This window comes from Streptomyces bambusae, from assembly GCF_020532645.1.
GTDB lineage: Bacteria > Actinomycetota > Actinomycetes > Streptomycetales > Streptomycetaceae > Streptomyces > Streptomyces bambusae.
In genome coordinates this window covers 1-26,724 of the sequence record NZ_JAJAUZ010000056.1, presented here as the reverse complement: position 1 = coordinate 26,724, position 26,724 = coordinate 1, and the positions used below count along the sequence as shown (strand labels likewise).

General features: G+C 73.3%; 26 protein-coding genes, 3 tRNA genes and 1 pseudogene. 15 read left to right on the top strand and 15 right to left on the bottom strand.

Annotated elements, in window-relative coordinates; all coding sequences use genetic code 11:
* Positions 1–74 precede the first annotated feature (74 nt).
* A complete protein-coding gene (locus LG634_RS29350) occupies positions 75–500 on the bottom strand; it encodes an SSI family serine proteinase inhibitor (RefSeq protein ID WP_226738094.1) in 426 nt (141 codons plus the stop codon).
* Between the two features lie 143 nt (positions 501–643).
* On the opposite strand from LG634_RS29350, the gene LG634_RS29345 reads away from it, so the two are divergent.
* The 10 genes from LG634_RS29345 to LG634_RS29300 all read left to right on the top strand — a co-directional run bounded on the left by LG634_RS29345 (position 644) and on the right by LG634_RS29300 (position 10,182).
* A tRNA-Ser gene (locus tag LG634_RS29345) sits at positions 644–734 on the top strand.
* Between the two features lie 279 nt (positions 735–1,013).
* A tRNA-Arg gene (locus LG634_RS29340) sits at positions 1,014–1,086 on the top strand.
* A gap of 80 nt (positions 1,087–1,166) precedes the next feature.
* Entirely contained in the window at positions 1,167–2,048 is an 882-nt protein-coding gene (locus tag LG634_RS29335) for a DUF2797 domain-containing protein (RefSeq protein ID WP_226738092.1), read from the top strand.
* A gap of 113 nt (positions 2,049–2,161) precedes the next feature.
* A complete protein-coding gene (locus LG634_RS29330) occupies positions 2,162–2,503 on the top strand; it encodes an antibiotic biosynthesis monooxygenase family protein (protein WP_226738090.1) in 342 nt (113 codons plus the stop codon).
* 73 nt (positions 2,504–2,576) lie between these two features.
* Complete coding sequence (locus tag LG634_RS29325) at positions 2,577–3,440, top strand: amidohydrolase family protein (RefSeq protein ID WP_226738135.1); 864 nt, start codon at positions 2,577–2,579, stop codon at positions 3,438–3,440.
* A gap of 86 nt (positions 3,441–3,526) precedes the next feature.
* Positions 3,527–4,288: a response regulator transcription factor gene (locus tag LG634_RS29320; RefSeq protein WP_226738088.1), complete on the top strand. Its 762-nt coding sequence runs from the start codon at positions 3,527–3,529 to the stop codon at positions 4,286–4,288.
* Positions 4,288–5,868, top strand: a complete 1,581-nt coding sequence (locus tag LG634_RS29315) for a sensor histidine kinase (protein WP_226738087.1) — start codon at positions 4,288–4,290, stop codon at positions 5,866–5,868. The genes LG634_RS29320 and LG634_RS29315 overlap by 1 nt, the downstream gene beginning before the upstream one ends.
* Positions 5,869–5,893: 25 nt before the next feature.
* Entirely contained in the window at positions 5,894–7,192 is a 1,299-nt protein-coding gene (locus LG634_RS29310) for a bifunctional glycosyltransferase family 2/GtrA family protein (RefSeq protein WP_226738085.1), read from the top strand.
* Entirely contained in the window at positions 7,189–9,408 is a 2,220-nt protein-coding gene (locus tag LG634_RS29305) for an ArnT family glycosyltransferase (protein WP_226738083.1), read from the top strand. Before LG634_RS29310 ends, LG634_RS29305 begins: the two co-directional genes overlap by 4 nt.
* 126 nt (positions 9,409–9,534) lie before the next feature.
* Positions 9,535–10,182, top strand: coding sequence for a TetR/AcrR family transcriptional regulator (locus LG634_RS29300; RefSeq protein WP_226738081.1), 648 nt, complete (start codon positions 9,535–9,537; stop codon positions 10,180–10,182).
* A 51-nt stretch (positions 10,183–10,233) separates the two neighbouring features.
* Here the strand turns inward: LG634_RS29300 and LG634_RS29295 are convergent.
* A pseudogene (locus tag LG634_RS29295) lies at positions 10,234–11,727 on the bottom strand (MDR family MFS transporter); the annotation flags it as partial.
* Between the two features lie 247 nt (positions 11,728–11,974).
* Here LG634_RS29295 and LG634_RS29290 point away from each other — a divergent pair.
* Complete coding sequence (locus LG634_RS29290) at positions 11,975–12,172, top strand: hypothetical protein (protein WP_226738077.1); 198 nt, start codon at positions 11,975–11,977, stop codon at positions 12,170–12,172.
* 25 nt (positions 12,173–12,197) lie between these two features.
* Here LG634_RS29290 and LG634_RS29285 read toward each other — a convergent pair whose 3' ends face one another.
* The 9 genes from LG634_RS29285 to LG634_RS29245 form a co-directional block, all read right to left on the bottom strand.
* A complete protein-coding gene (locus LG634_RS29285; RefSeq protein WP_226738075.1) occupies positions 12,198–12,404 on the bottom strand; it encodes a hypothetical protein in 207 nt (68 codons plus the stop codon).
* Between the two features lie 811 nt (positions 12,405–13,215).
* Positions 13,216–14,061, bottom strand: coding sequence for an RNA polymerase sigma factor SigF (locus LG634_RS29280; protein WP_226738074.1), 846 nt, complete (start codon positions 14,059–14,061; stop codon positions 13,216–13,218).
* Between the two features lie 221 nt (positions 14,062–14,282).
* On the bottom strand, positions 14,283–15,122 hold the full coding sequence (locus LG634_RS29275; RefSeq protein WP_226738133.1) for an RNA polymerase sigma factor SigF: 840 nt from the start codon (positions 15,120–15,122) through the stop codon (positions 14,283–14,285).
* 353 nt (positions 15,123–15,475) lie between these two features.
* The gene (locus tag LG634_RS29270) at positions 15,476–15,637 is read right to left on the bottom strand and encodes a hypothetical protein (RefSeq protein ID WP_226738072.1); all 162 of its coding nucleotides are present in this window, start codon (positions 15,635–15,637) and stop codon (positions 15,476–15,478) included.
* Positions 15,638–15,998: 361 nt separating this feature from the next.
* Positions 15,999–16,277: a hypothetical protein gene (locus tag LG634_RS29265; protein WP_226738070.1), complete on the bottom strand. Its 279-nt coding sequence runs from the start codon at positions 16,275–16,277 to the stop codon at positions 15,999–16,001.
* 86 nt (positions 16,278–16,363) lie between these two features.
* Positions 16,364–16,448, bottom strand: a tRNA-Ser gene (locus LG634_RS29260).
* Between the two features lie 159 nt (positions 16,449–16,607).
* Positions 16,608–17,036, bottom strand: coding sequence for a tRNA adenosine(34) deaminase TadA (gene tadA, locus LG634_RS29255; protein WP_226738131.1), 429 nt, complete (start codon positions 17,034–17,036; stop codon positions 16,608–16,610).
* 152 nt (positions 17,037–17,188) lie between these two features.
* Positions 17,189–17,752, bottom strand: coding sequence for a tRNA adenosine deaminase-associated protein (locus LG634_RS29250; protein WP_226738129.1), 564 nt, complete (start codon positions 17,750–17,752; stop codon positions 17,189–17,191).
* A 251-nt stretch (positions 17,753–18,003) separates the two neighbouring features.
* Positions 18,004–18,219, bottom strand: coding sequence for a hypothetical protein (locus tag LG634_RS29245; RefSeq protein WP_226738068.1), 216 nt, complete (start codon positions 18,217–18,219; stop codon positions 18,004–18,006).
* 142 nt (positions 18,220–18,361) lie between these two features.
* On the opposite strand from LG634_RS29245, the gene upp reads away from it, so the two are divergent.
* Positions 18,362–18,997, top strand: coding sequence for a uracil phosphoribosyltransferase (gene upp / locus LG634_RS29240; protein ID WP_226738066.1), 636 nt, complete (start codon positions 18,362–18,364; stop codon positions 18,995–18,997).
* Between the two features lie 21 nt (positions 18,998–19,018).
* Here the strand turns inward: upp and LG634_RS29235 are convergent, their stop codons facing one another.
* Both LG634_RS29235 and LG634_RS29230 read right to left on the bottom strand, forming a co-directional pair.
* A complete protein-coding gene (locus tag LG634_RS29235) occupies positions 19,019–19,657 on the bottom strand; it encodes a LytR C-terminal domain-containing protein (RefSeq protein ID WP_226738064.1) in 639 nt (212 codons plus the stop codon).
* A 160-nt stretch (positions 19,658–19,817) separates the two neighbouring features.
* Positions 19,818–20,114 (bottom strand): type II toxin-antitoxin system VapB family antitoxin, encoded by a 297-nt coding sequence (locus LG634_RS29230; protein WP_226738062.1) that lies wholly within the window; start codon positions 20,112–20,114, stop codon positions 19,818–19,820.
* Between the two features lie 88 nt (positions 20,115–20,202).
* Here LG634_RS29230 and LG634_RS29225 point away from each other — a divergent pair, with 88 nt between their 5' ends.
* Complete coding sequence (locus tag LG634_RS29225) at positions 20,203–21,804, top strand: helicase HerA-like domain-containing protein (protein ID WP_226738060.1); 1,602 nt, start codon at positions 20,203–20,205, stop codon at positions 21,802–21,804.
* 106 nt (positions 21,805–21,910) lie between these two features.
* Here LG634_RS29225 and opcA read toward each other — a convergent pair whose 3' ends face one another.
* Positions 21,911–22,846 carry a glucose-6-phosphate dehydrogenase assembly protein OpcA gene (gene opcA / locus LG634_RS29220; RefSeq protein WP_226738058.1) on the bottom strand — a complete coding sequence of 312 codons (936 nt, stop codon included), beginning with the start codon at positions 22,844–22,846 and terminating at the stop codon, positions 21,911–21,913.
* A 58-nt stretch (positions 22,847–22,904) separates the two neighbouring features.
* A complete protein-coding gene (locus LG634_RS29215) occupies positions 22,905–23,513 on the bottom strand; it encodes an HhH-GPD-type base excision DNA repair protein (protein WP_226738056.1) in 609 nt (202 codons plus the stop codon).
* Positions 23,514–23,660: 147 nt separating this feature from the next.
* Between LG634_RS29215 and LG634_RS29210 the strand changes: the two genes are divergently transcribed.
* Together LG634_RS29210 and LG634_RS29205 are read left to right on the top strand one after the other, a co-directional pair.
* Positions 23,661–24,464 (top strand): VOC family protein, encoded by an 804-nt coding sequence (locus LG634_RS29210; RefSeq protein WP_226738127.1) that lies wholly within the window; start codon positions 23,661–23,663, stop codon positions 24,462–24,464.
* 154 nt (positions 24,465–24,618) lie between these two features.
* Positions 24,619–26,724 (top strand): ATP-binding protein (locus LG634_RS29205; RefSeq protein WP_226738055.1); only part of this gene is annotated, 2,106 nt, incomplete at its 3' end.

Below are 26,724 nucleotides of genomic sequence, written 5' to 3'. Positions count from 1 at the left end.
GTCACGGGAGGAGTCTAAGGGCACCGGCCCGGCGCCCGGCGGGGGATGTGACGCAGTGGTCGCATCCTCGCTGGTCAGGAGCGCACACTCGGAAGCACGGGTTCCAAATCTTTCCACCGGCTGATCTCACACCCGTTCTTGCGGTCGAACTCCGCCTTCACCGGTTTGCCGAGCCAGGTTCCGGTGACCCGGGCGGTGGCGGGGCCGCCGTACTGCTGCGTGCACATGCGGCGGGTGGACACCGGGGCGAACGGGTCGCTCCCCTCCTTCGCGAAGGTGTCGAGCCGGGCGCACGCGCGCCGGGCCTCGGGGTGCGTCCCGCCGATCGGCTCGCAGGTGAGCTCGTACGTTCCGTTGGCCCGCGGGTTACCGGTTTCGGCCACGGTGACGGTCAGCCGGTCGGGCTCGGGTTCGTGGAGCAGCCCGAGCGGCAGGGGCGGCAGCGGACCCGATGCGAAGGCGGCGGCAGCGACCGAAGCGAGGGCGAGGCGGCTCAGCATGCCGTGCCCAACGACGGCTCGCAGCGGGGGTCACTAAGCCTTTGCCCTCGCTGCCCCGTGGCCAGTACTGTGGGGGTGGATTGGTGATCGGCTCTCGGGCTGTGTCATCATCTGCACGCACCCCACGCATGCGGGGGTGTGCTGGAGGCGTCGCCTAGTCCGGTCTATGGCGCCGCACTGCTAATGCGGTTTGGGTCTTAAAGCCCATCGAGGGTTCAAATCCCTCCGCCTCCGCGCTGTGATCACCGAAGCCCCGGTCCGAACGGACCGGGGCTTCGGTCGTTCCTGCGGGAAGTCGTCCCTCGGCGGGGAGGCCGTCCCCCGCGGGGAAACGTGCGCGCAGCCGCCCCGAACCGCACGGTCCGCGCACCCCCGGCTTCGCACCCCCATCACCCCCTGATCGACGTTTCCGCAGGTCAGGGGCGGTTTGGGTAATGGATTTCGCGTCCCGGCGAGGTCCATGTATTGTTGTTCTCGCAAGGCCAACGGGGCGAAAAACCCCGGGAAGCACAAGCACTCGTAGCTTAACGGATAGAGCATCTGACTACGGATCAGAAGGTTGCAGGTTCGAATCCTGCCGAGTGCACAGCAAAGAAGGCCCCGGACGAGAGTCCGGGGCCTTCTGCTTTTGCCCGCCCGCTCCGCCGGCTTTCGTACGGTGGGGGCATGTGGCGGTGTGCGGGCGTGCGGTGGGGGCCGGAGGGGCCGCGGCTGAGGTGGGACGGGGCGGCACGCGGAACGCGGGAGAGCCCGCTGCGGCCCGGACAGCGGCTAGGGTTCGTACTGACGGGTGAACGCCGCTGCCTCGGCGTGTGGCGGAGCGGACGGCACACGCCGTGCCCCCGGGCCGCCGCGGTGGGTGCCCGGGCCGGCAGCGCGCAGTGCCCGGAGTGCGCCCGGCTCGACCGGTCCTTCTCGGTTGCCGCCGACACCAACGTCGCCGACCCGCGCCCGTACCGCGTGTACCTGGCCTGGTTCGGGCCCGGCCTGGTCAAGGTGGGCATCACCGCCGAGGAGCGGGGTGCCGACCGGCTGCTGGAGCAGGCGGCGGTGGCGTACGGCTGGCTGGGCCGCGGGCCGCTGATGGCCGCCCGGCGTACGGAAGAACTGCTGCGCGCCGCGCTCGGAGTGCCGGACCGGATCCCGTACGCGCGAAAACGGGCGGTACGGGCGGCCCTGCCGCCGTGGCCGGAGCGGGCCGCCGAGGTGGCGGACCTGCACGCCCGGGCGCTGGCCCTGGCCGGCTGGGCGGAGACCCTGGAACGGCTGCCGTGCGTGCCCGTCGACCACACCGCGGTGTTCGGGCTGGACCGGATCCCGGCGCCGCTGTGCGCCCTCGGTGAGCCGGCTGCCGGGGCGGTGGTCGCCGGGGAGCTGGCGGGCGCGGCCGGACCGGACCTGCACCTGGCGGACGGGCTGGTCGTCGACACCCGGCTGCTGGCGGGCTGGGAGCTGACTGCTGCGGCACCGGACGCCGTGACCTCGGTGGCGGTGGTCCCGGTCGGTGCGCCCGTACCGCCGGCGGGGGAGCAGGACGGGCTGTTCTGACCGGCGGGCTCCCCTCTTCCCGGCCGGACCGGCAGGTCAAATCTTGGATCCCTTTGCCCTTCCGGGCCCGATCACTGTGGACAGGCGGCGAGTCCGGCGCGGAGGGTGGGCGCATGAGCATCCCGCAGCCCAGGCCGCTCCCGGCCTTCGAACCCCCTTATGTCATGACGGTGTTCACCTCGGTCCGCACCCGCGGCGGCGAGGAGTACGACGCGACCTCCGAGCGGATGACCGAGCTGGTCAAGGAGATCCCCGGGTACCTCGGCCACGAGAACGCCCACACCCCCGGCGGCCTGTCCATCACCGTCGGCTACTTCCGCGACGAGGCCGCCCTGATCGCCTGGCGGACCGACGAGGAGCACCGCGCGGCCCAGAAGCAGGGCCGCGCCGACTGGTACGACAGCTACACGCTGCACGTCGCCACCGTCGAACGCAGCCACGGCTTTGTGCGCTGACCCGGACCCGGCGGCCGCCCCGGCGCTCCCCGACCGGGACGCCGAGGCGGCCGCCGCCCGCACCACGGCCGCGGTGCGGGCCTTCCGCGAGCGGCTGGGCCTGCACGCCGGACTCGTCGACGTGCACACCCACTTCATGCCCGACCGGGTCCTTGCCAAGGTGTGGGACTACTTCGACGCGGCCGGCCCGCTGACCGGCACCGCATGGCCCATCACCTACCGGCACGAGGAGGCCGAACGGGTCGCCCTGCTGCGCCGGTTCGGGGTCCGCGCCTTCACCGCCATGCTCTACCCGCACAAGCCGGCGATGGCGGCCTGGCTGAACTCCTGGGCGGCCGACTTCGCCGCCCGCACCCCCGACTGCCTGCACACCGCGACCTTCTTCCCCGAGGACGGGGCCGCGGCCTACGTGCGGCGGGCCGTCGAGGCGGGCGCCCGCGTCTTCAAGGCGCACGTCCAGGTCGGCGGCTACGACCCGGCGGACGAGCGGCTCGACGCGGTCTGGGGGCTGCTCGCCGAAGCCGGGATCCCGGCCGTGGTCCACTGCGGCTCCGGGCCCGCCCCCGGCAAGCACACCGGCCCCGGCCCGATGGCCCGGGTGCTGGCCCGGCACCCCAGGCTGCCGCTGGTCGTCGCGCACATGGGTCTGCCCGAGTACGCCGACTTCCTCGCGCTCGCCGAGCGGTACCGGAACGTGCGGCTGGACACCACGATGGCCTTCACCGACTTCGCCGAGCGGCTCGGCCCGTTCCCGCCCGCCGAACTGCCCCGCCTCGCGGACCTCGGCGACCGGATCCTGCTCGGCACCGACTTCCCGAACATCCCGTACCCGTACGAGCACCAGCTCGACGCGCTGGAGCGGCTGGGCCTGGGCGACGACTGGCTGCGGGCGGTCTGCCACGACAACGCGGCCCGGCTGTTCTCCCTGCCCGGCTGACCGGGCCGCGGCCCGGCCGGGGGTTTCTCAGGGAATTCACAGACAAGGACAAGAGGCCTCTCAGCGGGCGCGCCCAGTCTGGGGCCATGACCGCTCCCACGACTTCCCCGTACCAGGCCCGCACCGGCACGCCGACCGCGCTCGTACGGCCCGACGGCGGGCCCTGCCGGGTGCTGGTGGTCGACGACGAGGCCGCCCTGTCCGAGCTGCTGTCGATGGCGCTGCGCTACGAGGGCTGCGAGGTGCGCAGCGCCGGCGACGGCGCCGCCGCGATCCGGGCGGCCCGGGAGTTCCGGCCCGACGCCGTGGTCCTCGACATCATGCTGCCCGACATGGACGGGCTGTCCGTGCTGGGCCGGGTGCGCCGGGAGCTGCCGCACGTGCCCGTGCTCTTCCTGACCGCGAAGGACTCGGTCGAGGACCGGATCGCCGGCCTGACGGCCGGCGGCGACGACTACGTCACCAAGCCGTTCAGCCTGGAGGAGGTCGTGGCCCGGCTGCGCGGCCTGATCCGGCGCTCCGGGGCGGCCGCGGCCGCCCGCGGCGACTCGGTGCTGGTCGTCGGAGACCTCACCCTCGACGAGGACAGCCACGAGGTGACCCGCGGCGGCCGGGAGATCCACCTGACCGCCACCGAGTTCGAGCTGCTGCGCTACCTGATGCGCAACCCGCGCCGGGTGCTCAGCAAGGCGCAGATCCTCGACCGGGTCTGGTCGTACGACTTCGGCGGCCAGGCCAACGTGGTCGAGCTGTACATCTCCTACCTGCGCAAGAAGCTGGACAACGGGCGCAGCCCGATGATCCACACCAGGCGCGGTGCCGGATACCTGATCAAGCCGGGCGAGTAGTGCGCCGGCCCTGGTCGCTGCGGACCCGGCTGGTGGTGTCCGCGGTGCTGCTGATCGCGGTCGTGGGCACCTCGATCGGGGCCGTCACCACCCTCGCCCTGCGGCAGTACCTCGGGAGCAAGCTCGACGAGCAGCTGCGCACAGCCGTGGACATGGCCGTCCGGGGGCCCGGCGGGCGGTTCGGCGGGGACGGGCCGGAGCCACTGGGCGTGGTGCTGGCCCCCGGCACCCCCGTGGGCACGGTCGGCGTCCGGCTGGACAGCGGCGGCGAGGTGCTCGCCACCGCCCGCAGCACCGCCGCCGAACAGCCGAGCGGCGGCCACCGCACCCCGCTGACCGATGCGCAGAGCCGTGACCTGGCGGCCCTCGCCGCGAAGGCCAGAGGGCACGTGGTCGATGCCGAGCTGCCGGGGCTGGGCGCGTACCGGGTGCTGGCCGGGCCGGACGGCGGCCTGGTGGTCGGCGTCCCGCTGGCCGGCGTGACCGGGACCGTGAACACGTTGATCCTGGTCGAGGCCTGCGTGACCGGCGCCGGGCTGATCGCGGCCGGGCTGGCCGGTCAGGCGGTGGTCGGGGTGGCGCTGCGGCCGCTCCGCCGGGTTGCCGCCACCGCCACCCGGGTCTCCGAACTTCCCCTGCACAGCGGTGAGGTGGCCCTCCACGAGCGGGTGCCGGAAGCCGAGGCCGATCCGCGGACCGAGGTCGGGCAGGTCGGCGCGGCCCTCAACCGGATGCTGGGCCACGTCGGTTCGGCGCTCGCGGCCCGCCAGGAGAGCGAGACACGGGTCCGCCAGTTCGTCGCGGACGCCAGCCACGAACTGCGCACGCCACTCGCCTCGATCCGCGGCTACGCCGAACTCACCCGGCGAGGCCATGAGGAGACCGGCCCCGACACCCGGCATGCGCTGGGCCGGATCGAGTCCGAGGCCGCCCGGATGACCGGGCTCGTCGAGGACCTGTTGCTGCTGGCCCGGCTCGACGCGGGCCGCCCGCTCTCGTGCGAGCCGACCGACCTGGTCCCGCTGGTGGTGGACGCGGTCAGCGATGCCCGGGCCGCCGGGCAGGGGCACCGGTGGCGGCTGGAGCTGCCCGGCTCCGACGCGGACGCCGCCTCGCCGTCCGCCGTCGTGCAGGCCGATGCGGCGCGGATCCAGCAGGTGCTGGTGAACCTGCTGGCCAATGCCCGTACGCACACGCCCGCCGGGACCACGGTCACGGCACGTGTTTCACGTGAAACATCGGAGACGGCACCGCGGCAGGCGTCTGTTTCACGTGAAACATCCGCCGGGCGGGTGCGCATCGAGGTCGAGGACGACGGCCCCGGCATCCCGCCCGAACTGCTGCCCCACGTCTTCGAGCGCTTCGCCCGCGGCGATGCCTCCCGGTCCCGGCACGCCGGCTCGACCGGGCTGGGCCTGGCCATCGTGTCCGCCGTGGTCACCGCACACGGCGGCCGGGTCGGGGTGCGCAGCGAACCCGGCAGGACCCGCTTCGAGGTCGTCCTGCCCGCCGCCGAGTCCGTGCAGGACCCGGCCGCCACCGGCTCACAGGACGGGCACAGGCACACCACACCGGTGTGACAGCGCCTCTCGGGAGGGTCGGTGCATGCCCACCGACACCTCCGCCGGAACCCTTCCGGCCCGCGCGCCGCTGGCGGTCCCCGCAGCCGCGCCGGGCGGCCCCGGCCAGCAGCCCCCCGTCCTGGACGTGGTCATCCCCGTCTACAACGAGGAGAAGGACCTCGGCCCCTGTGTACGGCGGCTCCACGAGCACCTGACCCGGACCTTCCCGTACGCCTTCCGCATCACGGTCGCCGACAACGCGAGCACCGACCACACCCCCGAGGTGGCCGGTCGGCTCGCCGCCGTCCTGCCGGGCGTCCGCGTCCACCGGCTGGAGCTGAAGGGCCGCGGGCGGGCGCTGCGGACCGTGTGGACGCAGTCCGACGCCCCCGTGCTCGCCTACATGGACGTGGACCTCTCGACCGACCTCAACGCGGTGCTGCCGCTGGTCGCCCCCCTCATCTCCGGCCACTCCGACCTGGCCATCGGCACCCGGCTGGCGCGCTCCTCACGGGTGGTCCGCGGACCGAAGCGGGAGTTCATCTCCCGCGCCTACAACCTGATCCTCCGCTCCTCGCTGGCCGCCCGGTTCAGCGACGCCCAGTGCGGGTTCAAGGCGATCCGGCGGGAGGTCGCCGAGCGGTTGCTGCCCCTGGTCGAGGACACCGGCTGGTTCTTCGACACCGAGATGCTGGTGCTGGCCGAGCGGGCCGGGCTGCGCATCCACGAGGTGCCCGTCGACTGGGTCGACGACCCCGACTCCACCGTCCACATCGTGCGGACCGCAACCGAGGACCTCAAGGGCGTGTGGCGGGTCGGCCGGGCGCTCTCGGTGGGGGCGCTGCCGTTGGACCGGCTGGCCCGTCCCTTCGGTGACGACCCGCGGGACCGGGCGCTGACCGGGGTGCCGCGTGGACTGGCCCGCCAGCTCGTCGGGTTCTGCGCGGTCGGGGTGCTCTCCACGCTCTGCTACCTCGCCCTGTACTCCCTCTTCCGGCTCGGCACCGGTGCGCAGACCGCGAACGCGGCCGCCCTGCTGCTGTCGGCGGTCGCCAACACGGCGGCCAACCGCCGGCTCACGTTCGGCGTCCGCGGCCGGGACCGGGCCGTCCGCCACCAGGCCCAGGGCCTCGTGGTGTTCGCCATCGGGCTGGCCCTCACCAGCGGTTCCCTGGCCGCCCTGGGCGCCGCCACCGCCGCCCCCGGGCACGGCACCGAACTCGGCGTCCTGATCACCGCGAACCTCGCCGCGACCGTGCTCCGCTTCCTGCTCTTCCGCGCCTGGGTCTTCCCGGACCGCCGCGCGGCCGGGCAGCCGTCCGACCCGAAGGACCACCGATGACCCAGGCCGTACCGAACCCGTCCGCCGCCCCGGCCGTCCCGCCGCCCGCCGGCGGTCCCGCCCGGCCGCGCTGGGAGCGCCCGGCGCTGGCCGCCCTGCTGCTCGGCACGGCACTGCTCTACCTCTGGAACCTCAGCTCCTCCGGCTACGCCAACTCCTTCTACTCCGCGGCCGTCCAGGCCGGTTCGGAGAGCTGGAAGGCCTTCTTCTTCGGTTCCTCCGACGCCGGGAACTCCATCACCGTGGACAAGCCGCCGGCCTCCCTGTGGCCGATGGCCCTGTCGGTCAGGCTGTTCGGACTGGGCTCGTGGCAGATCCTGGTGCCGCAGGTCCTCATGGGCGTCGGCACCGCGGGCGTGCTGTACGCGTCGGTGCGCCGCCAGTTCGGGGCCGCCGCCGGACTGATCGCCGGCACGGCCTTCGCGCTGACCCCGGTGGCCGCCCTGATGTTCCGCTTCAACAACCCGGACGCGCTGCTCACCCTGCTGCTCACGGTCACCGTGTACTGCGTGCTGCGCGCCCTGGAGGGCGCCCGCACCAAGTGGCTGCTGTGGGCGGGCGTCGCGGTCGGCTTCGCCTTCCTCACCAAGACCCTGCAGGCCTTCCTGATCCTGCCGCCGCTCGCCGTCCTGTACGCGGTGTGCGCGCCGGCCCCGCTGCGGCGCAGGCTGGTTCAGCTGCTGCTGTCGGGCCTCGCGGTGGTCGTGGCGGGCGGCTGGTGGGTGGCGGTCGTGGAGCTGTGGCCCGCGGCCTCCCGCCCGTACATCGGCGGCTCGCAGAACAACTCGTTCCTGGAGCTCACCCTCGGCTACAACGGGCTGGGCCGCATCAACGGCAACGAGACCGGCAGCGTGGGCGGCCGCGGCGGTGACGGACCCGGTGGCGGGGGCTGGGGCGAGACCGGCATCGGCCGGATGTTCTCCGACGGCATCGGCGGCCAGATCTCCTGGCTGCTGCCCGCCGCGCTGGTGCTGCTGGTCGCCGGCCTGGTGGTGACCTGGCGGGCGAAGCGGGCGACGGACTCCCTGGAGTCGATGGCCCGGGCGGCCTTCCTGGCCTGGGGCGGTTCGCTGCTGATCACCCTGGCGGTGTTCAGCTTCATGCAGGGCATCTTCCACGAGTACTACACGGTGGCCCTGGCCCCGTACGCGGCCGCACTCGTCGGCATGGGGGCCGTCGTGCTCTGGGAGGAGCGCGGCACCCGGGCGGCGGCCGCCACCCTCGCGGGCACCGTCGCGCTGACCGCGGCCTGGTCGTACGTGCTCCTCGGCCGGTCCGAGGGGTACCTGCCGTGGCTGCGCTGGGCGGTGCTCGCGGCGGGCCTGGCGGCGGCGGCCGGACTGCTGGTGCGGCGGCCCGCGCTGTGGGCGGCCGGGCTGGGCCTGGCGGCAGCCCTCGCGGGTCCCTTCGCGTACTGCCTGACCACGGTCTCCGACGGCCACGCGGGCTCGATCGTGACGGCCGGACCGGCGGTCACGGGCGGCATGGGCGGCCCCGGCGGCCGGGGCATGCGTCTGCCCGCCGGCGCCGAACTCCCCCAGGGCTTCCCCGGCGGGACCCCGCCCCAGGGGGGCTTCCCGGGCGGCGGCACGGCCGGCCGGGGAACGCCGGGCGGTACAGGTGGCCCGGGCGGTACGGACGGCCGGGGCCGGGCCGGTCAGGGCATGCCCGGCGGCACGGGCGCCCAGGGCGGCACCCGGGGCCAGGGCGGCCAGGACGGCCGGGGCCAGGATGGTCAGGGCTTCCCCGGCGGTACCTTCCCGCAGACCGGGTCGGAGGGCCGTCGCGGCCCCGGCGGCGCGGCCGGCGGCCCCGGCGGCCCCGGCGGGCTCCTCGGCGGCACCAGCGTCGGCAGCGCCGTCAGGGCAGCCCTGACGGCCGACGCCGGCCGGTACACCTGGGCGGCCGCCACCACCGGAGCGCAGAACGCGGCGAGCTACCAGCTGGCCACCGGTCATGCGGTGATGCCCATCGGCGGGTTCAACGGCAGCGACCCGTCCCCGACCCTGGCGCAGTTCAAGGAGTACGTCGCCCAGGGCCGCATCCACTACTACATCGGAGCCGGCAGCGGCGGGGGGATGCGGGGCGGCCCCGGCGGCGGTACCAGCTCCGCCATCGCCTCCTGGGTCGCGGAGAACTTCACGGCGAAGACGGTCGACGGCGCCACCCTCTACGACCTGACGGCCCCGAAGGCCGCGCCGGCCGCGAACTCCTGACCCGCACACCACATCTGAGGCATCCTCTGGTCCGACGAAGCACCACCGGGGCCCGTCTGCCCTAGCATCAAGGGGGCGGACCGGGCATTCCGGGCCGACCGCCCGCCGGATGACAGAGGGTGCCTCATGGTGACTGGTGCCGACCCCGCGAAGACCGACGGCCGTACGCGTTCCAGCGTGTGGCTCGTGCCCCGGGCACACGGCGGCAGACGCCGCAGCGAGCAGCCGGCCGGTCTGGACCGGGAGAAGATCACCGCGGCCAGCGTCCGGCTGCTCGACGCGCACGGCCTGTCCCGGTTCTCCATGCGCCGCCTCGCCGCCGGGCTCGGCGTCACCGCGATGTCCCTGTACTGGTACGTCGACACCAAGGACGACCTGCTCGAACTCGCCCTGGACGCCGCCCTCGGAGAGCCCCCGCTGTCCGACCCGATGCCGGACCCGGCAGCCGCACCGGACGGCTGGCACGGCCTGCTGCGCACCCTGGCCTGCGGCTACCGGCGGCTGCTCGCCGTCCACCCGTGGGTCTCCCCGCTGGCCGCCGAATTCCCCAACATCGGCCCGCACGCCCGGGCGTTCGACGCCGCGCTCCAGCAGGCCCTGCACGCCACCGGCCTGCCCGCGGCCGGCCGGACGGGGGCGCACCTGGCGGTCTCCCAGTTCCTGCACGGCTGCGGAAGTCTGCGCCAGGCCCCCGAGGGCGACTTCCGCTTCGCCCTGGAGGTCCTGGTCGCCGGGATCGACGTCCAGGCCACCGCCGCGGCGGCCCGCCCGTAGACCGCCGCCCGACGGGCCCGCCGGAGCGGCCGGCTAGCCGTCCCGCTCCGAGGACTTCAGTGCGACCTCCTTGATGAAGACCACGAGGACCAGCGCGAGCACCGCGGTCGGCGCGGCGTACAGGAACACGTCGCCGACGCCGTGCCCGTACGCCGACTCGACGACCTCCCGGAACGGCGCCGGCAGCCGGTCGAGGTCGGGGATGCCGCCCCCGCCGGTGCCGCCGTGGCCGAGCGCGGCGGCCTTCGGGCCGAGGGCGGTCAGTCCGTCCTCGACGTAGTGGGTGACCCGTGTCGCCATCACCGCTCCGAGTGCCGAGACGCCCATTGCGCCGCCCAGCGAGCGGAAGAAGGTGACGACGGAGCTGGCAGCGCCCAGGTCCTCGGGAGCCACCTGGTTCTGGGCGGCCAGCACCAGGTTCTGCATCATCATCCCGAGGCCGAGCCCGGTCAGCGCCATGAACAGCGCGATGTGCCAGTACGCCGTGTCGTACCGGAGGGTGCCGAGCAGGCCCAGGCCCGCGGCCAGGAGCACACCGCCGGACACCAGCCAGGCCTTCCACCGGCCGGTCTTGGTGATGATCTGGCCGGAGACCGTCGACGACACGAACAGGCCGCCGATCATCGGGATGGTCAGGATGCCGGACATGGTCGGCGACTCGTTGCGGGCCAGCTGGAAGTACTGGCTGAAGAAGACGGTGCCCGAGAACATCGCGATGCCGACGAACAGGGAGGCCGCCGAGGCCAGGCTGATCGTCTTGTTGCGGAACAGCCGCAACGGGATGATCGGGTCGCTCGCCCGCGCCTCGACCAGCACGAACACCACGCCCAGCAGCACCGCGCCGCCGGTCATCGCCCAGGTCTGCCAGGAGATCCAGTCGAACGTGTCACCGGCCTGGGTGACCCACACCAGCAGCAGCGAGACGGCGGCGCTGATGAAGAAGGCACCCGCCCAGTCCACCTTCACGTCGCGCTTCACCACGGGCAGCTGCAGGGTCTTCTGGAGCACGATCAGTGCGATCACGGCGAACGGCACGCCCACGTAGAAGCACCAGCGCCAGCCGAGCCAGTCGGTGTCGGTGATCACGCCGCCGAGCAGCGGGCCGCCGACGGTCGCGACGGCGAAGACGGCGCCGAGGTAGCCGCTGTACCGGCCGCGCTCGCGCGGGGAGATCATCGCGGCCATCACGATCTGGGCCAGTGCGGACAGGCCGCCGACTCCGATGCCCTGGACCACCCGGCAGGCGATGAGGGTGCCGGTGTTCTGCGAGAGCCCGGCCACGACCGAGCCGAGCACGTAGATCACCAGGGATATCTGGACCAGCAGCTTCTTGCTGAACAGGTCGGCGAGCTTGCCCCACAGGGGGGTGGCCGCGGTCATCGACAGCAGGGCGGCGGTGACCACCCAGGTGTACGAGGACTGGGTGCCGCCGAGGTCGCTGATGATCTGCGGGAGTGCGTTGGAGACGATCGTGGAGGACAGGATCGCCACGAACATGCCGAGCATCAGCCCGGACAGGGCTTCCATGATCTGGCGGTGGGTCATGGGGGCGGTGTCGGACGCGGTCTCCGACCGGCCGCCCCGCACCCCGGGGGGCGTGGCAGTAGCCATGTGATTCCTTCGGTTACCGAGACGTCGATGCCCGGCAGGCCCATCTCGTTGCTCGAAGCAACCGTAGAAGTGGATGGTTGCCGCAGGCAAACGAATCTGGTCAGGTAGAGGCAAAGGATGAGAAAAGGATGTCCCGGTCCGGGCTTGGGCTCGGCGTGGAGCGTTCGCTAGGGTCCCGTGCATGGCACACAACACCCCGGGCCCCGAGGGCAACTACGACCCCGCGGGCAGCACCCAGATGTTCCGCGCCTTCGTCGACGAGGGCGAGCCGCACCGCCCCGCGGCGGCCGCGCAGTCCGGCCCGCGCGTGGGCCTCATCGTCGGCGTCGTGGCCGTCGTCGCGGTCCTCGCGGCCGTGGCCTGGCTGGCGCTGGCCTGACCGTTCCCGCCGATGCCCCGCGGGGTCATCGCCAGTCTGCGGTGACCTCGCGGGTCTCGATGTGCATGCCGAGCGGCACCCGCCAGGCGTCCACGCACACCGTGTAGGTCTCCGTCTTGCGCGACCGCGGGCCGATCGGTGCCGGCAGTGGCTGCGACGAGGTGATGGTCGCCCAGTCGGTGCCGAGCAGGCCGATGACGTGCGTCGCGAACTCCACGGTGCCGGAACGCACCGCCGTGCCCCCTGAGTTGCGGAACGATACCGCCACCTTCTCGCACCAGCGGTGCTCCGCGGCCGAACGCTCGGGGGTGCCGAGCGTGAGCCGCGCGGGTTCCGGCTCCGGCGTGCTGCCGCCGCTTCCGCCCGTACCGGTGCCGCCGGTCGTGGTCCCGCCCGAAACCGCGCCGCCGCTGCTGCTCGTACCGCCCCCGGTCGTGCCGGATCCGCCGGATCCGCCCGCGGACGCACCGCCGGCCGCTCCCGTGGATGCACCACCGGAGGCACTGCCGGACGCGCCACCGGACCCACCCGTGGCCGCGACCCCGCCCGTGCTCCCGGAGCCGCCCGCTCCGCCGGCCGTACCGGAAGCCCCACCGGAGCCCCCCGAGCCGGACGCCGTGCCACCAGCCGCTCCCGCCCCGCCGGACGAGACCCCGCCGGACGAGACCCCACCGGAAGCCGCCCCACCGGACGACGCGGAACCGGACGACTCGGAGCCTGCCGAAGAGGCGCCGGCCGAAGGGGTGCCGGACCCCCCGGTGCCGGCCGGGGCCGAGCCGGACGCGCCCCCGCCCCCCGGCCCCAGCGTCTGCATCTCCGTGCGCCCCTCGGGCGGTACGAGCTGCCCCGGTGCCCGGTCCGGCGATGCTCCCGCGGCGCCCACGGCCGCGTAGCCCGCCGGGCCGGAGCCACCGCAGGCGGTCAGGGCCGCGCCGAGGGACAGCGCGGCCGCCGCCGCGGTCGCGTACAGGGTTCCCCTTCGCATCGCGCCAGTGTTCCTGACGCTCCGTCAATTGGAAAGAACGGGAACGCGGGTGGCGCGGTCAGTCGCCGATCAGCCCCTGCCGGAGCTGGGCCAGTGTGCGGGTCAGCAGCCGGGAGACGTGCATCTGCGAGATGCCGACCTCCTCGCCGATCTGCGACTGCGTCATGTTCGCGAAGAAGCGGAGCATGATGATCTGCCGTTCCCGGGGCGGGAGTTTGGCCAGCAGCGGCTTCAGGGACTCGCGGTACTCGACGCCTTCGAGCGCGGTGTCCTCGTACCCGAGCCGGTCCGCGAGCGAACCCTCGCCGCCCTCGTCCTCCGGGGAGGGGGAGTCGAGCGAGGACGCCGTGTACGCGTTGCCGACCGCGAGGCCGTCGACGACCTCTTCCTCCGACACCCCGAGGACGGCGGCGAGTTCGGTGACCGTCGGCGAGCGGTCCAGCTTCTGCGCCAGCTCGTCGCTCGCCTTGGTCAGTGCCAGCCGCAGCTCCTGGAGCCGCCGCGGGACGCGCACCGACCAGGAGGTGTCGCGGAAGAAGCGCTTGATCTCGCCCACGACCGTCGGCATCGCGAAGGTCGGGAACTCCACGCCGCGTTCGCAGTCGAACCGGTCGATCGCCTTGATCAGCCCGATCGTGCCGACCTGGACGATGTCCTCCATCGGCTCGTTGCGGCTGCGGAAGCGCGCCGCCGCGTACCGCACGAGCGGGAGGTTCAGTTCGATCAGGGTGTCCCGCACGTACGCCCGGTCGGGGCTGTCCGCGTCCAGGGCGGCGAGCCTCAGGAACAGGGAACGGGAGAGGGTACGGGTGTCGATGGCTTCCGAGCGGTCGGGTGCAGCCGGCGCAGGTGCCTCGCTCTTGACGAGCGTGAGCACCTCGGAGCTGCCCTGTTCTGCGGACATGCCACCCCCTTGTGGTCGCGGACGGTCGCGTCGGGCGCGCCCGTCGGAGGAACGCAGCCTCCACCTGAATACCGGAGGAGGAGCTGCGTCAAACGCGGTTCCAGCAGAATGTCACATGTCGGCAACGCGCTGTAGCGCCAAGTCGACATATCTGTGCAGCGACAGGGCGTAATAGGTCGGATCTGTCGGGAAACGGGCGGAGTGATCACCACCCGATTCAGCTACGCCTCGATCCGGTTTGCGGATCTGAGCCGGGCGAAGCTCCGCGCGAGCAAGCGCGAGACGTGCATCTGGGAGACCCCGAGTTCCGCGCTGATCTGTGACTGCGTCAGGTTGTTGTAGTAGCGCAGCAGCAGGATCCGCTGCTCCCGCTCGGGGAGCTGGACGAGCAGGTGCCGGACGAGGTCGCGGTGTTCGACCCCGGCCAGCTCGGGGTCCTCGTACCCGAGCCGGTCGAGCAGTCCGGGCAGCCCGTCGCCCTCCTGGGCCGCCTCCAGCGAGGTGGCGTGGTACGAGCGTCCGGCCTCGATGCAGGACAGCACCTCGTCCTCGGAGATGCGCAGCCGCTCGGCGATCTCCGGGGTGGTGGGGGTGCGTCCGTGGGCCGTGGTGAGGTCCTCGGTGGCCGCGTTGACCTGGACCCACAGCTCGTGCAGCCGGCGCGGTACGTGGACGGTGCGGACGTTGTCGCGGAAGTAGCGCTTGATCTCGCCGACCACGGTGGGCATCGCGAAGGTCGGGAACTGCACGCCGCGGTCGGGGTCGAACCGGTCGATCGCGTTGATCAGCCCGATCGTGCCGACCTGGACCACGTCCTCCATCGGCTCGTTGCGGCTGCGGAAGCGGGCGGCCGCGTACCGGACGAGCGGGAGGTTGGCCTCGATCAGGGCGCTGCGGACCCGCCGGTGCTCGCTGGTGCCCGGCTCCAGGCCCTTCAGCTCTGCGAAGAGGACCTGGGTCAGGGCCCGGGTGTCGGCGCCCCTGGTGCTCTGCTGGCGGGCCGGGAGCCCGGCGGCCCGGCTCGCGACCCGGTCGGCGTCCTGGCTGGTGGAGGGACTCACGACCTGGCCGGCGACGGGACTCGCGAGCGGGCCGGCGACCGGGCTCACGACGGGGCGGGCGAGGGAACTCGCGACGTGGCGCGCGACCGGACTCGCGACGTGGCCGGGGGGCTCGTCCTGCTGGGGCGGCACCTGAGGCGTTGCACTGGCCGGCACGGTCACGCCACCCCTTCACAGTCGATCAACTATCCGTCAAAAGCGGTCATAGCATCACAACACATGTGCACTGTGTGCAAGCACCGTATATCGCCGTGTTGGGGGCAAGTTGGGGCAGTTGGGGGCTGTGAACACAGAAGGCCCCCCACCCGTCGGATGGGGGGCCGGAAGACCGGAAACCGCGTCAGCGTACGGGTTCAGCGCACCAGTTCGGTCATGAACTCGCCAATGCCCTGGGCGGCGTCGGAGATGCCCTGGAAACCTATCTGGACGAAATCGGCGGACTTGGCCGGCTGGGTGATGATCGTGTACAGCACGAAGACCACGAGGGCGCCCGTGGCGAATTTCTTGGTGTCCATGATCGGTTTTCGGCCTCCCCTGCCGGCTCACGCGAGTCGCGCGAGTCTATCCGGTCGGGTTGTGGCGCTCACCCGGTCTTTATGGACCAATGACCTGCCGGTCCGGGCCCTTTGCCGCTCCTTTCGCGGGTGCGCGAGGCGCAGGATTGTTCATGAGCCCACCGGTTCTGGCAGGAAACCGGAGGGCGGGGACTGGGCCTCACTGCGGGGTCCGAGTCGCAGGCTTCCCCCCTGACTGCGGCCCGGACTGGCAGGTCCGTCCACACCGGGGGAAGCGGCTTGTCCCCCCGATGCCGCTTCCCCCGTCCCGCGTCAGAAGGCCCCGATCCCCCGTCGGGGCCTTCTGCATGTCCCGGGCGCCCTACTCGAAGGCGCCGAGCAGCCCCAGGACGGGCGCGGCGGGGGCGATCACCGGGTCCAGCTGGTCCGGGAGCGACATCAGCTGGTTGAGCTGGTTGAGCTCGTTCAGGCCCTGGCCGAGCTGCTGGAGCTGGGGCCGGGCGGCCGCCGGCATGTCGGGGGCGGCGGCCGGGAGGATCTCCTCCACCGGCAGCGGGGCCGCCGCGGCGGCGGGGGCGGCGAGGCCGGCGGCGGCGCCGGCGAGGGCGACGGCCGCGAGGATGCGCTGGGTCTTGGTCATGCCGTGACAACGGCCGAGCCCCCGGGCGGTCACGGCGGGCGTGCACGAAGGCCCCGGTTCGTACGAACCGGGGCCTTCGTCAAGAGCGGTAGTGGAGGGATTTGAACCCCCGATGGGTTGCCCCATACTCGCTTTCGAGGCGAGCTCCTTCGGCCACTCGGACACACTACCGGGAGAGATCCTAGCCCAAGGGGCCCAGTGCTTTGCAAATCAGGCCCGCCCGGACCCTCCCGAAGGGGCCCCGCAGGCGCTGCCGACGAGCCTCGCCGGCTGTACTCGTAAGGCCCTGACCTGCGGCGCAGCATGCGGCACCGGGTTTCTTCGGATGTCTCACAGATCGCGGAAGAAAGCGCTCAGCTGCTCCGCGCACGCGTCCCCGAGCACCCCGGCGATCACTTCGGGCCGGTGGTTGAGGCGCCGGTCCCGTACGAGGTCCCAGAGCGAGCCCGCGGCGCCCGCCTTCTCGTCGACGGCCCCGTAGACGACCCGGTCGACGCGGGACTGGACGAGCGCGCCGGCGCACATCACGCACGGCTCCAGGGTCACCACGAGGGTGCACCCGGTCAGCCGCCACTCCCCGAGCCGGGCGGCGCCCCGGCGCAGCGCGAGGACCTCGGCGTGGGCGGTCGGGTCCCCGGTCAGTTCGCGCTCGTTGCGGCCGGTGGCGAGCACGCTGCCGTCCGGGGCGAGCAGCACGGCGCCGACCGGCACGTCGCCGTCCAGAGCCGCCCGCGCGGCCTCGTCCATGGCCTGCCGCATGGCCGGCCGCCAGGGATCGCGCACAGGATCGCGTACGGGATCGCGTACGGGGTCGGGTACGGGATCGGGGTCGGGTGCGGGCCCGGACGCCGGTGCGCGGCCGGCAGGGGGGGTGTCCTCCGCCGGCCGCGCCGGGTGGTGCGGGGTGTTCACTAGCGGACGGTCTCCAGGACTTCGGAGGCGCCCAGGGCCTCGGCGATCTCGCCGAGCGCGTCGGTGCTCAGGCTCAGCAGCTCGCGCTGGGACAGGCCCAGGTCGGCCAGGATGTGCAGGTCCCCGATCGGACCCGGGGGCACCGCCTCGGCGGCCGGGCCGGACTCCTCGTCGAGGTCGTCCTCGTAGCCCTCGGCCCCGGCGGGCGGCTCGGGTTCGCCGTCCTCCGTGCCGTCGAGGTCCACCAGCTCCTCCAGTTCGTCGTCGACGGAGCCCGGTTCACGGCCGAGCAGTTCGTCGGTGAGCAGGATCTCCCCGTACGAGCTGCGGGCGGCCGCGGCGGCGTCCGACACGAAGATCCGGGGGTCGTCCTCGCCGTCGACGCGGACGATGGCGAACCAGGAGTCCTCCTGCTCGATGAAGACGAGGACCGTCTCCTCTTCGTCGGCCGAGGATTCGCGGGCCAGTTCAGTCAGATCGGACAGCGTCTCGACGTTGTCGAGATCCGTGTCGCTCGCTTCCCACCCGTCTTCGGTGCGCGCGAGCAGTGCGGCGAAGTACACCGTGACTCTCCCACTGGTCATAGGCGTGCCGGTTGGGGGTCCCCCCGGCCGGAGGTTGGGGGAGGAGGAACGGCCTGCGTGCCCGTCCGTGCCCCGCCCCATCGGCATCGTGGCAGAAACAAGGGCTTTGCGAGAGGTCTTCCGCGCTTGCGTCGCGCCGCAAGTGCACGTCGGGCCGGTTCTGCCGGGTCCGGAGGGTCCGTTTCGGCCCGTGGCGGCGCCCGGCGCGGCGCTGCCCGGACCGAGCCCGGTCACCAGCGGAAGGTGCGCATGCGCATCTGCTGCCGCATCCGGGCGGCGCGGGCCCGCCGCGGCTGGACGCGGTCGCGCAGCTCGCGCGCCTCGTTGAGGTCGCGGAGGAACTGGGCGCGCCGCTGTCTGCGCTGCGCCGCGGTCTCCGGCTCCTCCCGCGCGGGCTGTTCCGCGGCTTCCGTGTGCGGTCTGTTCGCTGTGCTTCCGTCGGGCATCGGCGTCACCACCCCAGGCTGGTTCCGTCGTCCTCCTCCGCTTCGCGAGGGAGACCCCCCGCCCCCACCTTCCCCCGGACAGGCCCGTTGATGCCAGTGCCGGGGGCGATCCGGCCCGTCTTCCCCGGTTACTGTTGGGTCCATGCGGATCCACGTCGTCGACCACCCGCTGGTGGCGCACAAACTGACCACCCTGCGCGACAAGCGCACCGATTCCCCGACCTTCCGGCGCCTCGCCGACGAGCTGGTGACCCTGCTCGCGTACGAGGCCACCCGGGACGTGCGCACCGAGCAGGCGGACATCGAGACGCCGGTCGCCCCCACCACGGGCGTGAAGCTCTCCACCCCGCGGCCGCTGATCGTCCCGATCCTGCGGGCCGGTCTGGGCATGCTCGACGGCATGGTCCGGCTGCTGCCGACCGCCGAGGTCGGGTTCATGGGCATGGTGCGCAACGAGGAGACCCTGGAGGCCTCCACGTACGCCACCCGGATGCCCGAGGACCTCTCCGGCCGCCAGGTGTACGTCGTCGACCCGATGCTCGCCACCGGCGGCACGCTGGTCGTGGCGATCCAGGAGCTGATCAAGCGCGGTGCCGACGACGTCACGGCGGTGGTCCTGCTGGCCGCCCCCGAGGGCATCGAGGTCATGGAGCGCGACCTGGCCGGGCAGCCGGTGACCGTCGTGACGGCGTCTGTGGACGAGCGCCTCAACGAGCACGGCTACATCGTGCCGGGCCTCGGCGACGCCGGTGACCGGATGTACGGGGCCGCCGAGTAGCGGGTTTCCTCCGGGAGACGCTCAGCACTTCGGGGAGGGCGCGGGTGCGGGCCTGGCCATGGCGGCCAGGGCCCGGTCCGCGTCCTCCTTCGTGCTGAGCTGCTTGAAGGCGGTCCCGAGGATCAGGTCGACGTCGGCGGTCTCGCGGGCGTCGGTCTGCTGCGCGGCGCCGGGCAGCTGGGTGCCGAGTACGGAGTACAGCGCGCGGTCGGTCTTCGGGGAGCCGAGCAGTATCCCGGTGCCGGCGACCTTCTTGTCGAAGTCGGCGGGGGCGTTGCCGACCTTGCCGACCCGGAAGCCGCGCTTCTTGAGCTCGTCGCCGACGGATTTGGCGAGGCCGCTGCGCGGGGTCGCGTTGTAGACGTTGACGGTGATCTGACCCGGCTCGGGGAGGACCTTGACCGGGGGTTTCGCGGCGGCGGGGCGGCCCTTGGCGGCCGGGGTGCATCCGGCCTTGGACCCGGCGGCCGTGCGCTTGCCGGCGTCGCCCCGGAACACGTCGATGAGCTGCAGGGTCCCGTATCCGAGGAGACCGAGCGCGAGGACCGAACCGAGCACCGCGAGCACGATCCGGCGGCGGCGGGGGCGGCGCATGCGGGGATAGGCGGTTCCCGTGACGCGGTACTTTCCGCGCATGCCTGGGGGAGTGAGCATGCTCATGGGCGCAGCGTAGTGCGGCCCGGTGACGATGCCTACTAAATGATCTATGAATAGCCCAGGCCCGACCCGAAAGGCGCAACCCGCGTCATTTCCGGCGGCATGCGGCGGCCGGGCCCCCGGCCGCACCCGGTGCGGGCGCCGGGCCCGGCGGGGCGGCGGCTCAGCCCAGTTCGAGCACGCGGGCGTGCAGGACCTGGCGCTGCTGGAGTGCGGCGCGCACGGCGCGGTGCAGGCCGTCCTCCAGGTAGAGGTCGCCCTGCCACTTCACGACGTGCGCGAAGAGGTCGCCGTAGAAGGTCGAGTCCTCCGCGAGCAGCGTTTCGAGGTCCAGCTGTCCCTTGGTGGTCACGAGCTGGTCGAGCCGGACCGGGCGCGGAGCGACGTCCGCCCACTGCCGGACGCTTTCCCGTCCGTGGTCGGGGTAGGGCCGCCCGTTTCCGATGCGCTTGAAGATCACACGGAAAGCCTACCGGGCCGGTGGCTGCGGGCGCAGCCTTGCTGCGCGGGTGCAAAGGTGACAAAGAGCGCCAATCCGGGAGTGACATATGAGTGGATCAAGCCCGTCGGCCGACCGCGCCACCGAGCTCGCCGGCGCCGACGAGATCGCTGCGGGGTACGCCTTCGACGGGCCCGCGCTCGACCTTGGTGCGCTGCTGTGGGAGGGGGCGTGCCTGCCGGACCGGCAGGTGCGCATCCCGCTGCCGATGCTCAACCGGCACGGTCTGGTCGCGGGCGCCACCGGCACCGGCAAGACCAAGACGCTCCAGCTGATCGCCGAGCAGCTGTCCGCGCACGGGGTCCCGGTCTTCCTCGCGGACATCAAGGGCGACGTCTCGGGCATCTCGGCGCCCGGCGTGCCCGGCGACCGGGTCGCGGAGCGGGCCCGCGACGTCGGCCAGGACTGGCAGCCCGCCGGCTGCCCGAGCGAGTTCTACTCGCTGGGCGGGATCGGGCCGGGCATTCCGGTACGGGCCACGGTCACCAGCTTCGGCCCGGTGCTGATGTCGAAGGTGCTCCGGCTGAACCAGACCCAGGAGCAGTCGCTCGGGCTGATCTTCCACTACGCGGACGCCAAGGGCCTGGAGCTGTACGACCTGAAGGACCTGCGGGCCGTCGTCGCCTTCCTGGTGTCCGACCGGGGGAAGGCCGAGCTGAAGGGCATCGGCGGGCTGTCGACCGTCACCGCCGGGGTGATCCTGCGGGCGCTCACCGCATTCGAGCAGCAGGGCGCGGCCGAATTCTTCGGCGAGCCGGAATTCGACACGAGCGAATTCCTGCGGACCGCCGCCGACGGCCGCGGCACGGTGTCCGTACTGGAACTGCCCGCGGTGCAGGACCGGCCGCAGCTGTTCTCGACGTTCCTCATGTGGATGCTCGCGGACCTCTACAACGACCTGCCGGAAGTCGGCGACCTGGAGAAGCCGAAACTCGTCTTCTTCTTCGACGAGGCGCACCTGCTGTTCAACGGGGCCTCGAAGGCGTTCCTGGAGTCGGTCACGCAGACCGTCCGGCTGATCCGCTCGAAGGGCGTCGGCATCTTCTTCGTGACGCAGACCCCGAAGGACGTGCCGCAGGACGTGCTCGCCCAGCTCGGCAACCGGGTCCAGCACGCGCTGCGGGCCTTCACCCCGGACGACGCGAAGGCGCTGAAGGCGACCGTGCGGACCTTCCCGAACTCGGACTACGACCTGGAGGAGCTGCTCACGCAGCTGGGCACCGGCGAGGCCGTGGTGACGGTCCTGAGCGAGCAGGGCGCGCCGACCCCGGTGGCCGCGACCAGGCTGCGGGCGCCGCAGTCCCTGATGGGCCCGGTCGAGCCGGCCGTACTGGAGCGGGCGGTGGCCTCGTCGCTGCTGTACGGGCGGTACGCGGAGCCCGTCGACCGGGAGTCGGCGTACGAGAAGATCAGCGCCGAGCAGGCGGCGGCGGAGCAGGCGGCCGAGGCGGCGGCCGCGGCGGCGGAGGCCGAGAAGCAGGCGAAGGCGGCGCCGGCGGCCCCGGGCCGGGCGCCCGCTGCGAAGGACGAGTCGCTGGTCGGGCAGGTGGTGGGCAGCGGCATCTTCAAGTCGCTGGCCCGCTCGCTGGGCACGCAGCTGGGCCGGGAGATCTCCCGGTCGATCTTCGGGACGGCGCGCCGTCGGCGGTGACCGGGGGTGGTGACCCGGCGGCGGTGACCTGCGGGCCGGGTGCCGGTGCCGGTGCCGGTGCCGGGTCGCGGGTGCCGCCGCTGGGCACCCGCGACCCCGGTGGCCGTTACTTCGACGCCGCGCCGGCGTGCCGCGCGCGCCGGAGGGCCGACGCGTAGGTCTCGTCGGAGTCCAGCCGGCGCAGCTCCTCCGAGATCAGCTCCGCGGTGGAGCGGATCTTCAGGGCGACCCGGCGGTCCGGCTGGCCGGGCACGCCGAGGGTGGCCAGGGCGCCCGAGGGCCGGTCGACCGTTATCTCGCCCCGGTCGGTCTGCAGCCGCACCCGGGTGATGACCGGGCCGTCCGTGACCACCCGGTCCACCGGCACGCCCAGCCGGTCCTCCAGCCAGCCCGCGAGCAGCTCGGCGCTCGGGTTCTCCGCCTCGCTCTCCACGGCGGCGCCGGTGACGGCCACCGCCGGCTTCTGGTCCAGGGCGGCCGCGAGCAGCGAGCGCCACGGGGTCAGCCGGGTCCAGGCCAGGTCGGTGTCGCCGGCCGTGTACGAGGCCGCCCGGGCGTCCAGCTCGTCCAGCGGGCCCAGGGAGGCGTAGGCGTCGGTGATGCGGCGCTGGGCGAGCCGGCCCAGCTCGTCGCGGCCCAGGTTCTGCGGGGCGTCGGCGGGCCACCAGGCCACGACCGGTGCGTCCGGCAGCAGCAGCGGCAGGACCACGGGGCCGGCGTGCCCGGTCAGGTCGCCGTGCAGGCGCAGCAGGATGATCTCACCGGTGCCGGCGTCCGTACCGACCCGCAGCTCGGCGTCGAGGCGGGTCGGGGTGAGGCGGCGGTGGGCCCGGCCCTGCCGCTTGATGACGGCGATGATCCGGCACGGGTGCTCACGCGAGGCCTCGGAGGCGGCTCTGACGGCGTCGTAGGCGTTCTCCTCGTCCGTCACCACGACCAGGGTGAGGACCATGCCCATGGTGGGGCTGCCGATGGCGCGGCGGGCCTTGAGCAGCGCCGCGTTGACCTTGCTGGACGTCGTGTCGGTGAGTTCGGTCTTCATATTGGTCGAGTCTCCCAAAACCGGTCGCCGGAACGCGCATCGGAGGCGGCCGCGGGGGTCACCGGGCCGCCTTGGCTTCCTTGGCCTCCTTCGCGGCCCGTTTCGCCTCCTGCTTGTGGGCCCGTACCTTCGCGAGGGATTCGGGGCCGGTGATGTCGGCGGCCGAGCGGAAGGAGCCGGTCTCGCCGTACGCCGCGGCCGCGGTGCGCCATCCGCGCGGCCGGACCCCGTACTGCTTGCCCAGCAGGGCGAGGAAGATCTGCGCCTTCTGTTCGCCGAAGCCGGGCAGCTCGCGGAGGCGTTTCAGCAGCTCGGCGCCGGTGGTCACGTCCGTCCACACCGCGCTCGCGTCCCCGTCGTAGTGCTCGACGAGGAACTGGCACAGCTGCTGGATCCGCTTGGCCATGGAACCCGGATAGCGGTGCACGGCCGGCTTCTCGGAGAGCAGGGCGGCGAAGGCCTCCGGGTCGTACGCGGCGATGGCGTGCGCGTCCAGGTCGTCCGCACCCATCCGGGTGGCGATCGTGTACGGGCCCGAGAACGCCCACTCCATCGGGACCTGCTGGTCGAGCAGCATCCCGGTGAGGGCGGCCAGCGGGCTGCGGCCCAGCAGCGCGTCGGCCTCGGGCTGCTGGGCCAGGTGGATCTCGATGTCCGTGTCTGCCATGTCTCCATGTTCCGGAGGATCCCGCTTCCCCGCGCGGGCGGCGCTCCGGATGGCTAGCGTGTGAAGCCCGGAATCCCGGCCGAACCGGGGTGAACATGCACGAACCGGAACAAACGCAGCCAGAAGGAGCGAGGCGGGTTCATGGACATCTCGGAATTCCCGGAAGGCACACCGTGCTGGGTGGACGCCATGTTCGCCGACGTGGAGGGCGCCAAGGCCTTCTACGGCGACGTGCTGGGCTGGACGTTCGGCGAGAGCTCCAGTGAGTACGGCAACTACACGCAGGCGTACGCGGACGGCAAGGCCGTCGCCGCGGTCGTGCCCCCCATGCCGGGCGCCGAGGGCCAGTCGGCCTGGTGTCTGTACTTCGCCTCGCCGGACATCGCGGCGACGGCGGAGAAGGTCAAGGCGGCGGGCGGCGAACTGCTGATGGAGCCGATGCAGGTCGGCACCTTCGGCTCGATGCTGCTCGGCAAGGAGCCGAGCGGGGCCGTCTTCGGCGTCTGGCAGCCGGGCGACCACAAGGGCTTCGAGAAGATGGCCGAGCCGGGCGCGTTCGCCTGGGCCGAGCTGTTCACCCGCGACGCGCCCACCGCGGACGCGTTCCTGTCCGCCGTCTTCCCGTACGGCGCGCAGACCATGGACGACCCCAACATGGACTACAAGGTGTTCCACGTCGGCGGCAGCCCGGAGCACATGGTGCTGGGCCGGATGGTGATGGACGCCGACTTCCCGGCCGAGGTTCCGCCGTACATCTGCATCTACTTCGCGGTCGACGACTGCGACGGCGCGGTGAAGCGCGCCACGGACCGCGGCGCCACCCTCCAGTTCGGCCCGATGGACAGCCCCTTCGGCCGCTTCGCCGCCCTCACGGACCCCCAGGGCGCCAACTTCTCGGTCATCGACCTGACCACCACCGTCGGCGACATGCCCCCGATGAACGACGCCTGACCGGCGGGGGCGGCCGGCCCGCGGCCGCCCGCGGACCGGCGCCCCCCGCACGGCCGGGGGCGCCGGTCCGTGCGTTGTCCGAAATGTTTCCGGGGGCCCGTGGCGCGGGGATACAGTCCGGCCAGGGGCGGATCTGGGACCCGGGGGGACCGGCATGCTGGAGATCGTGGCACTCGGAGCGCTGACCGGTTTTCTCACCGCGGTGGGGAACGGGGCGGCCGGCGAGATGGGCAAACAGCTGCTGCTCTCGACGGGTTCGCTCGTGCGCCGGGCCACCGGCCGGGAGGTGCCGCTGCCCGCCGGACCGGACGGCTGGGAGGCGGTGGCGGGGCAGCTGCACGCCCGGCTTGCGGACGACCCCAGGCTGGCCGCGGAGTGCGCGGTGCTCCTGCGCAGCCACCCCTACGACGGCATGCGGCCGGCACCCGGCGCCGGACTGCCGCCCGCCACCCGCCACTTCACCGACCGCAAGGACGTCCTGCAGCAGCTGCGGCGGGAAGCCACCCGCACGTACGACGGCCGGCCGCGGGTCGCGCTGCTGTACGGCCCGCCCGGCATCGGCACCACCGAGACCGCCCGGCACTTCGGTGCCACCTGCCACGACCTGTTCCCCGACGGGCAGTTCGCCGTGGACCTCCGCGACGGCCCCGCGGACCCGGGCCCGGCGGCCGTCCTGATGCGCCTGCTCCGCGCGATGGGCGTCGCCCCCGACCGGGTTCCGCCCACCGAGGCGGGCCGGGAGGAGCTGTACCGCCGGCTCACCGCGGGCCGTCGGGCGCTGGTGGTGATCGACCACGTCACCGCGGTGGCCCAGGTCCGCGGCCTGGTCCCCGCCACCCCCGGCGTCCTCCTGCTGGCCGTCGTGTCCGGCTCGGCCGTCGACCTCGAAGCGGAACTCGTCCCCGTACCGCCGCTCGGCGACCGGGACGCGTGGAAGCTCGTGGGGCAGGTCGCCGGTCCGGACCACACCGCGCGGGCCAGGCCGCAGCGGTCCGCCGTACTGGCCGGGTGCGCCGGAAACGCCTTCGCCCTCCGGTCGGCGGCGCTCCGGCTGCGGGACGAGGACCCCCCGGCGCCCCGGCCGGCCGCCGGCGGTGACCCGGTGCGCGGCACGGCACAGGCCGGCTGCCTGCGGGTCCGGCCGGAGACCGCCCGGCTGTGCCGGCTGACCGCTCTGGGCGGCTGGCCGTCCGTCACCGACCGCCTGGCAGCGGATGCCGCCGGCCTCACCACGGCCGAGGCGGCACCCCTCCTGGCCGAGGCGGCCGCCGCCCGGCTGCTGGAGCCGCTGCCCGACGAGCGCTACCGGTTCCGGCCGGAGGTGCGCCGCTACCTGGCCGACACCGCCGGGCCGGAACACGGCGTACCGGAGTGCTCCGCCGCCGTCGCCCGCACCCTGGACGCCCTGCTGGAACGCGCCCTGCACGCCGCCCGTGCCGCGCTGCCGCAGAGCTGGCGGACCGAGCGGGCGCCCGCGCAGGGAGAGCCGTACGGCGGCGAAGCGGAGGGCATCGCAGCGCTGGCGGACGAGGCCGGCAACCTGGTCCGCGCCGTGCTCCTCGCCGTGGAGTACGGGCACACCGGCACCGCGCTGCGCCTGGCCCGGGCCCTGTGGCCGCTCCAGCTCAAGGCAGGCCACTGGGACACCCTGCTGCCGGCGCTCCGCACCGCAGCCCGCGCCGCCGACGAGCACCTGCCGGGCTCCCGTACCGCCGGCGGACTGCACTTCCAGCTCGCCCACTGCCTGGGCGAACTCGGCCGCTGGGAGGAAGCGGACCGGGCCGCGGACGCCGCCGTACGGGCCGAACGCGAGGCCGGGCACCTGCGCGGCGAGGCCTCCTGCCTGGAACTCCAGGGCCTCCAGCACCTCTACCGCTGGCGGTATGAGACGGCCCACGAGCGGTTCCTCGCAGCCGAGGCCGTCTACGGCCGGATCGCGCCCGGCGAGGAGGGCGCCGCCGACCTGCCGCGCGCCTTCGCGCTCACCCGGCGCCACCGCGGCCGGGCACTGCGCGGCACCGGACGGTACGAGGAGTCGCGCGGCCTGCTCACGGCCGCGGCGGAGTTCTTCGCCGCGCAGGGCGAGGCGTACAACCGGGCCCGCGCCCTCACCGATCTGGCGGAGACCCTGCACGACGCGGGCGAGAACGCCGCCGCCCTGCTCCGGATCGCCGAAGCGGAACACCTCCTGCCGCGATCCGCGGTCCCCCACCTGGGCTACCTGGCGGGCCTGCGCCTGCGCTGCGAGGTCGCTGCGGGC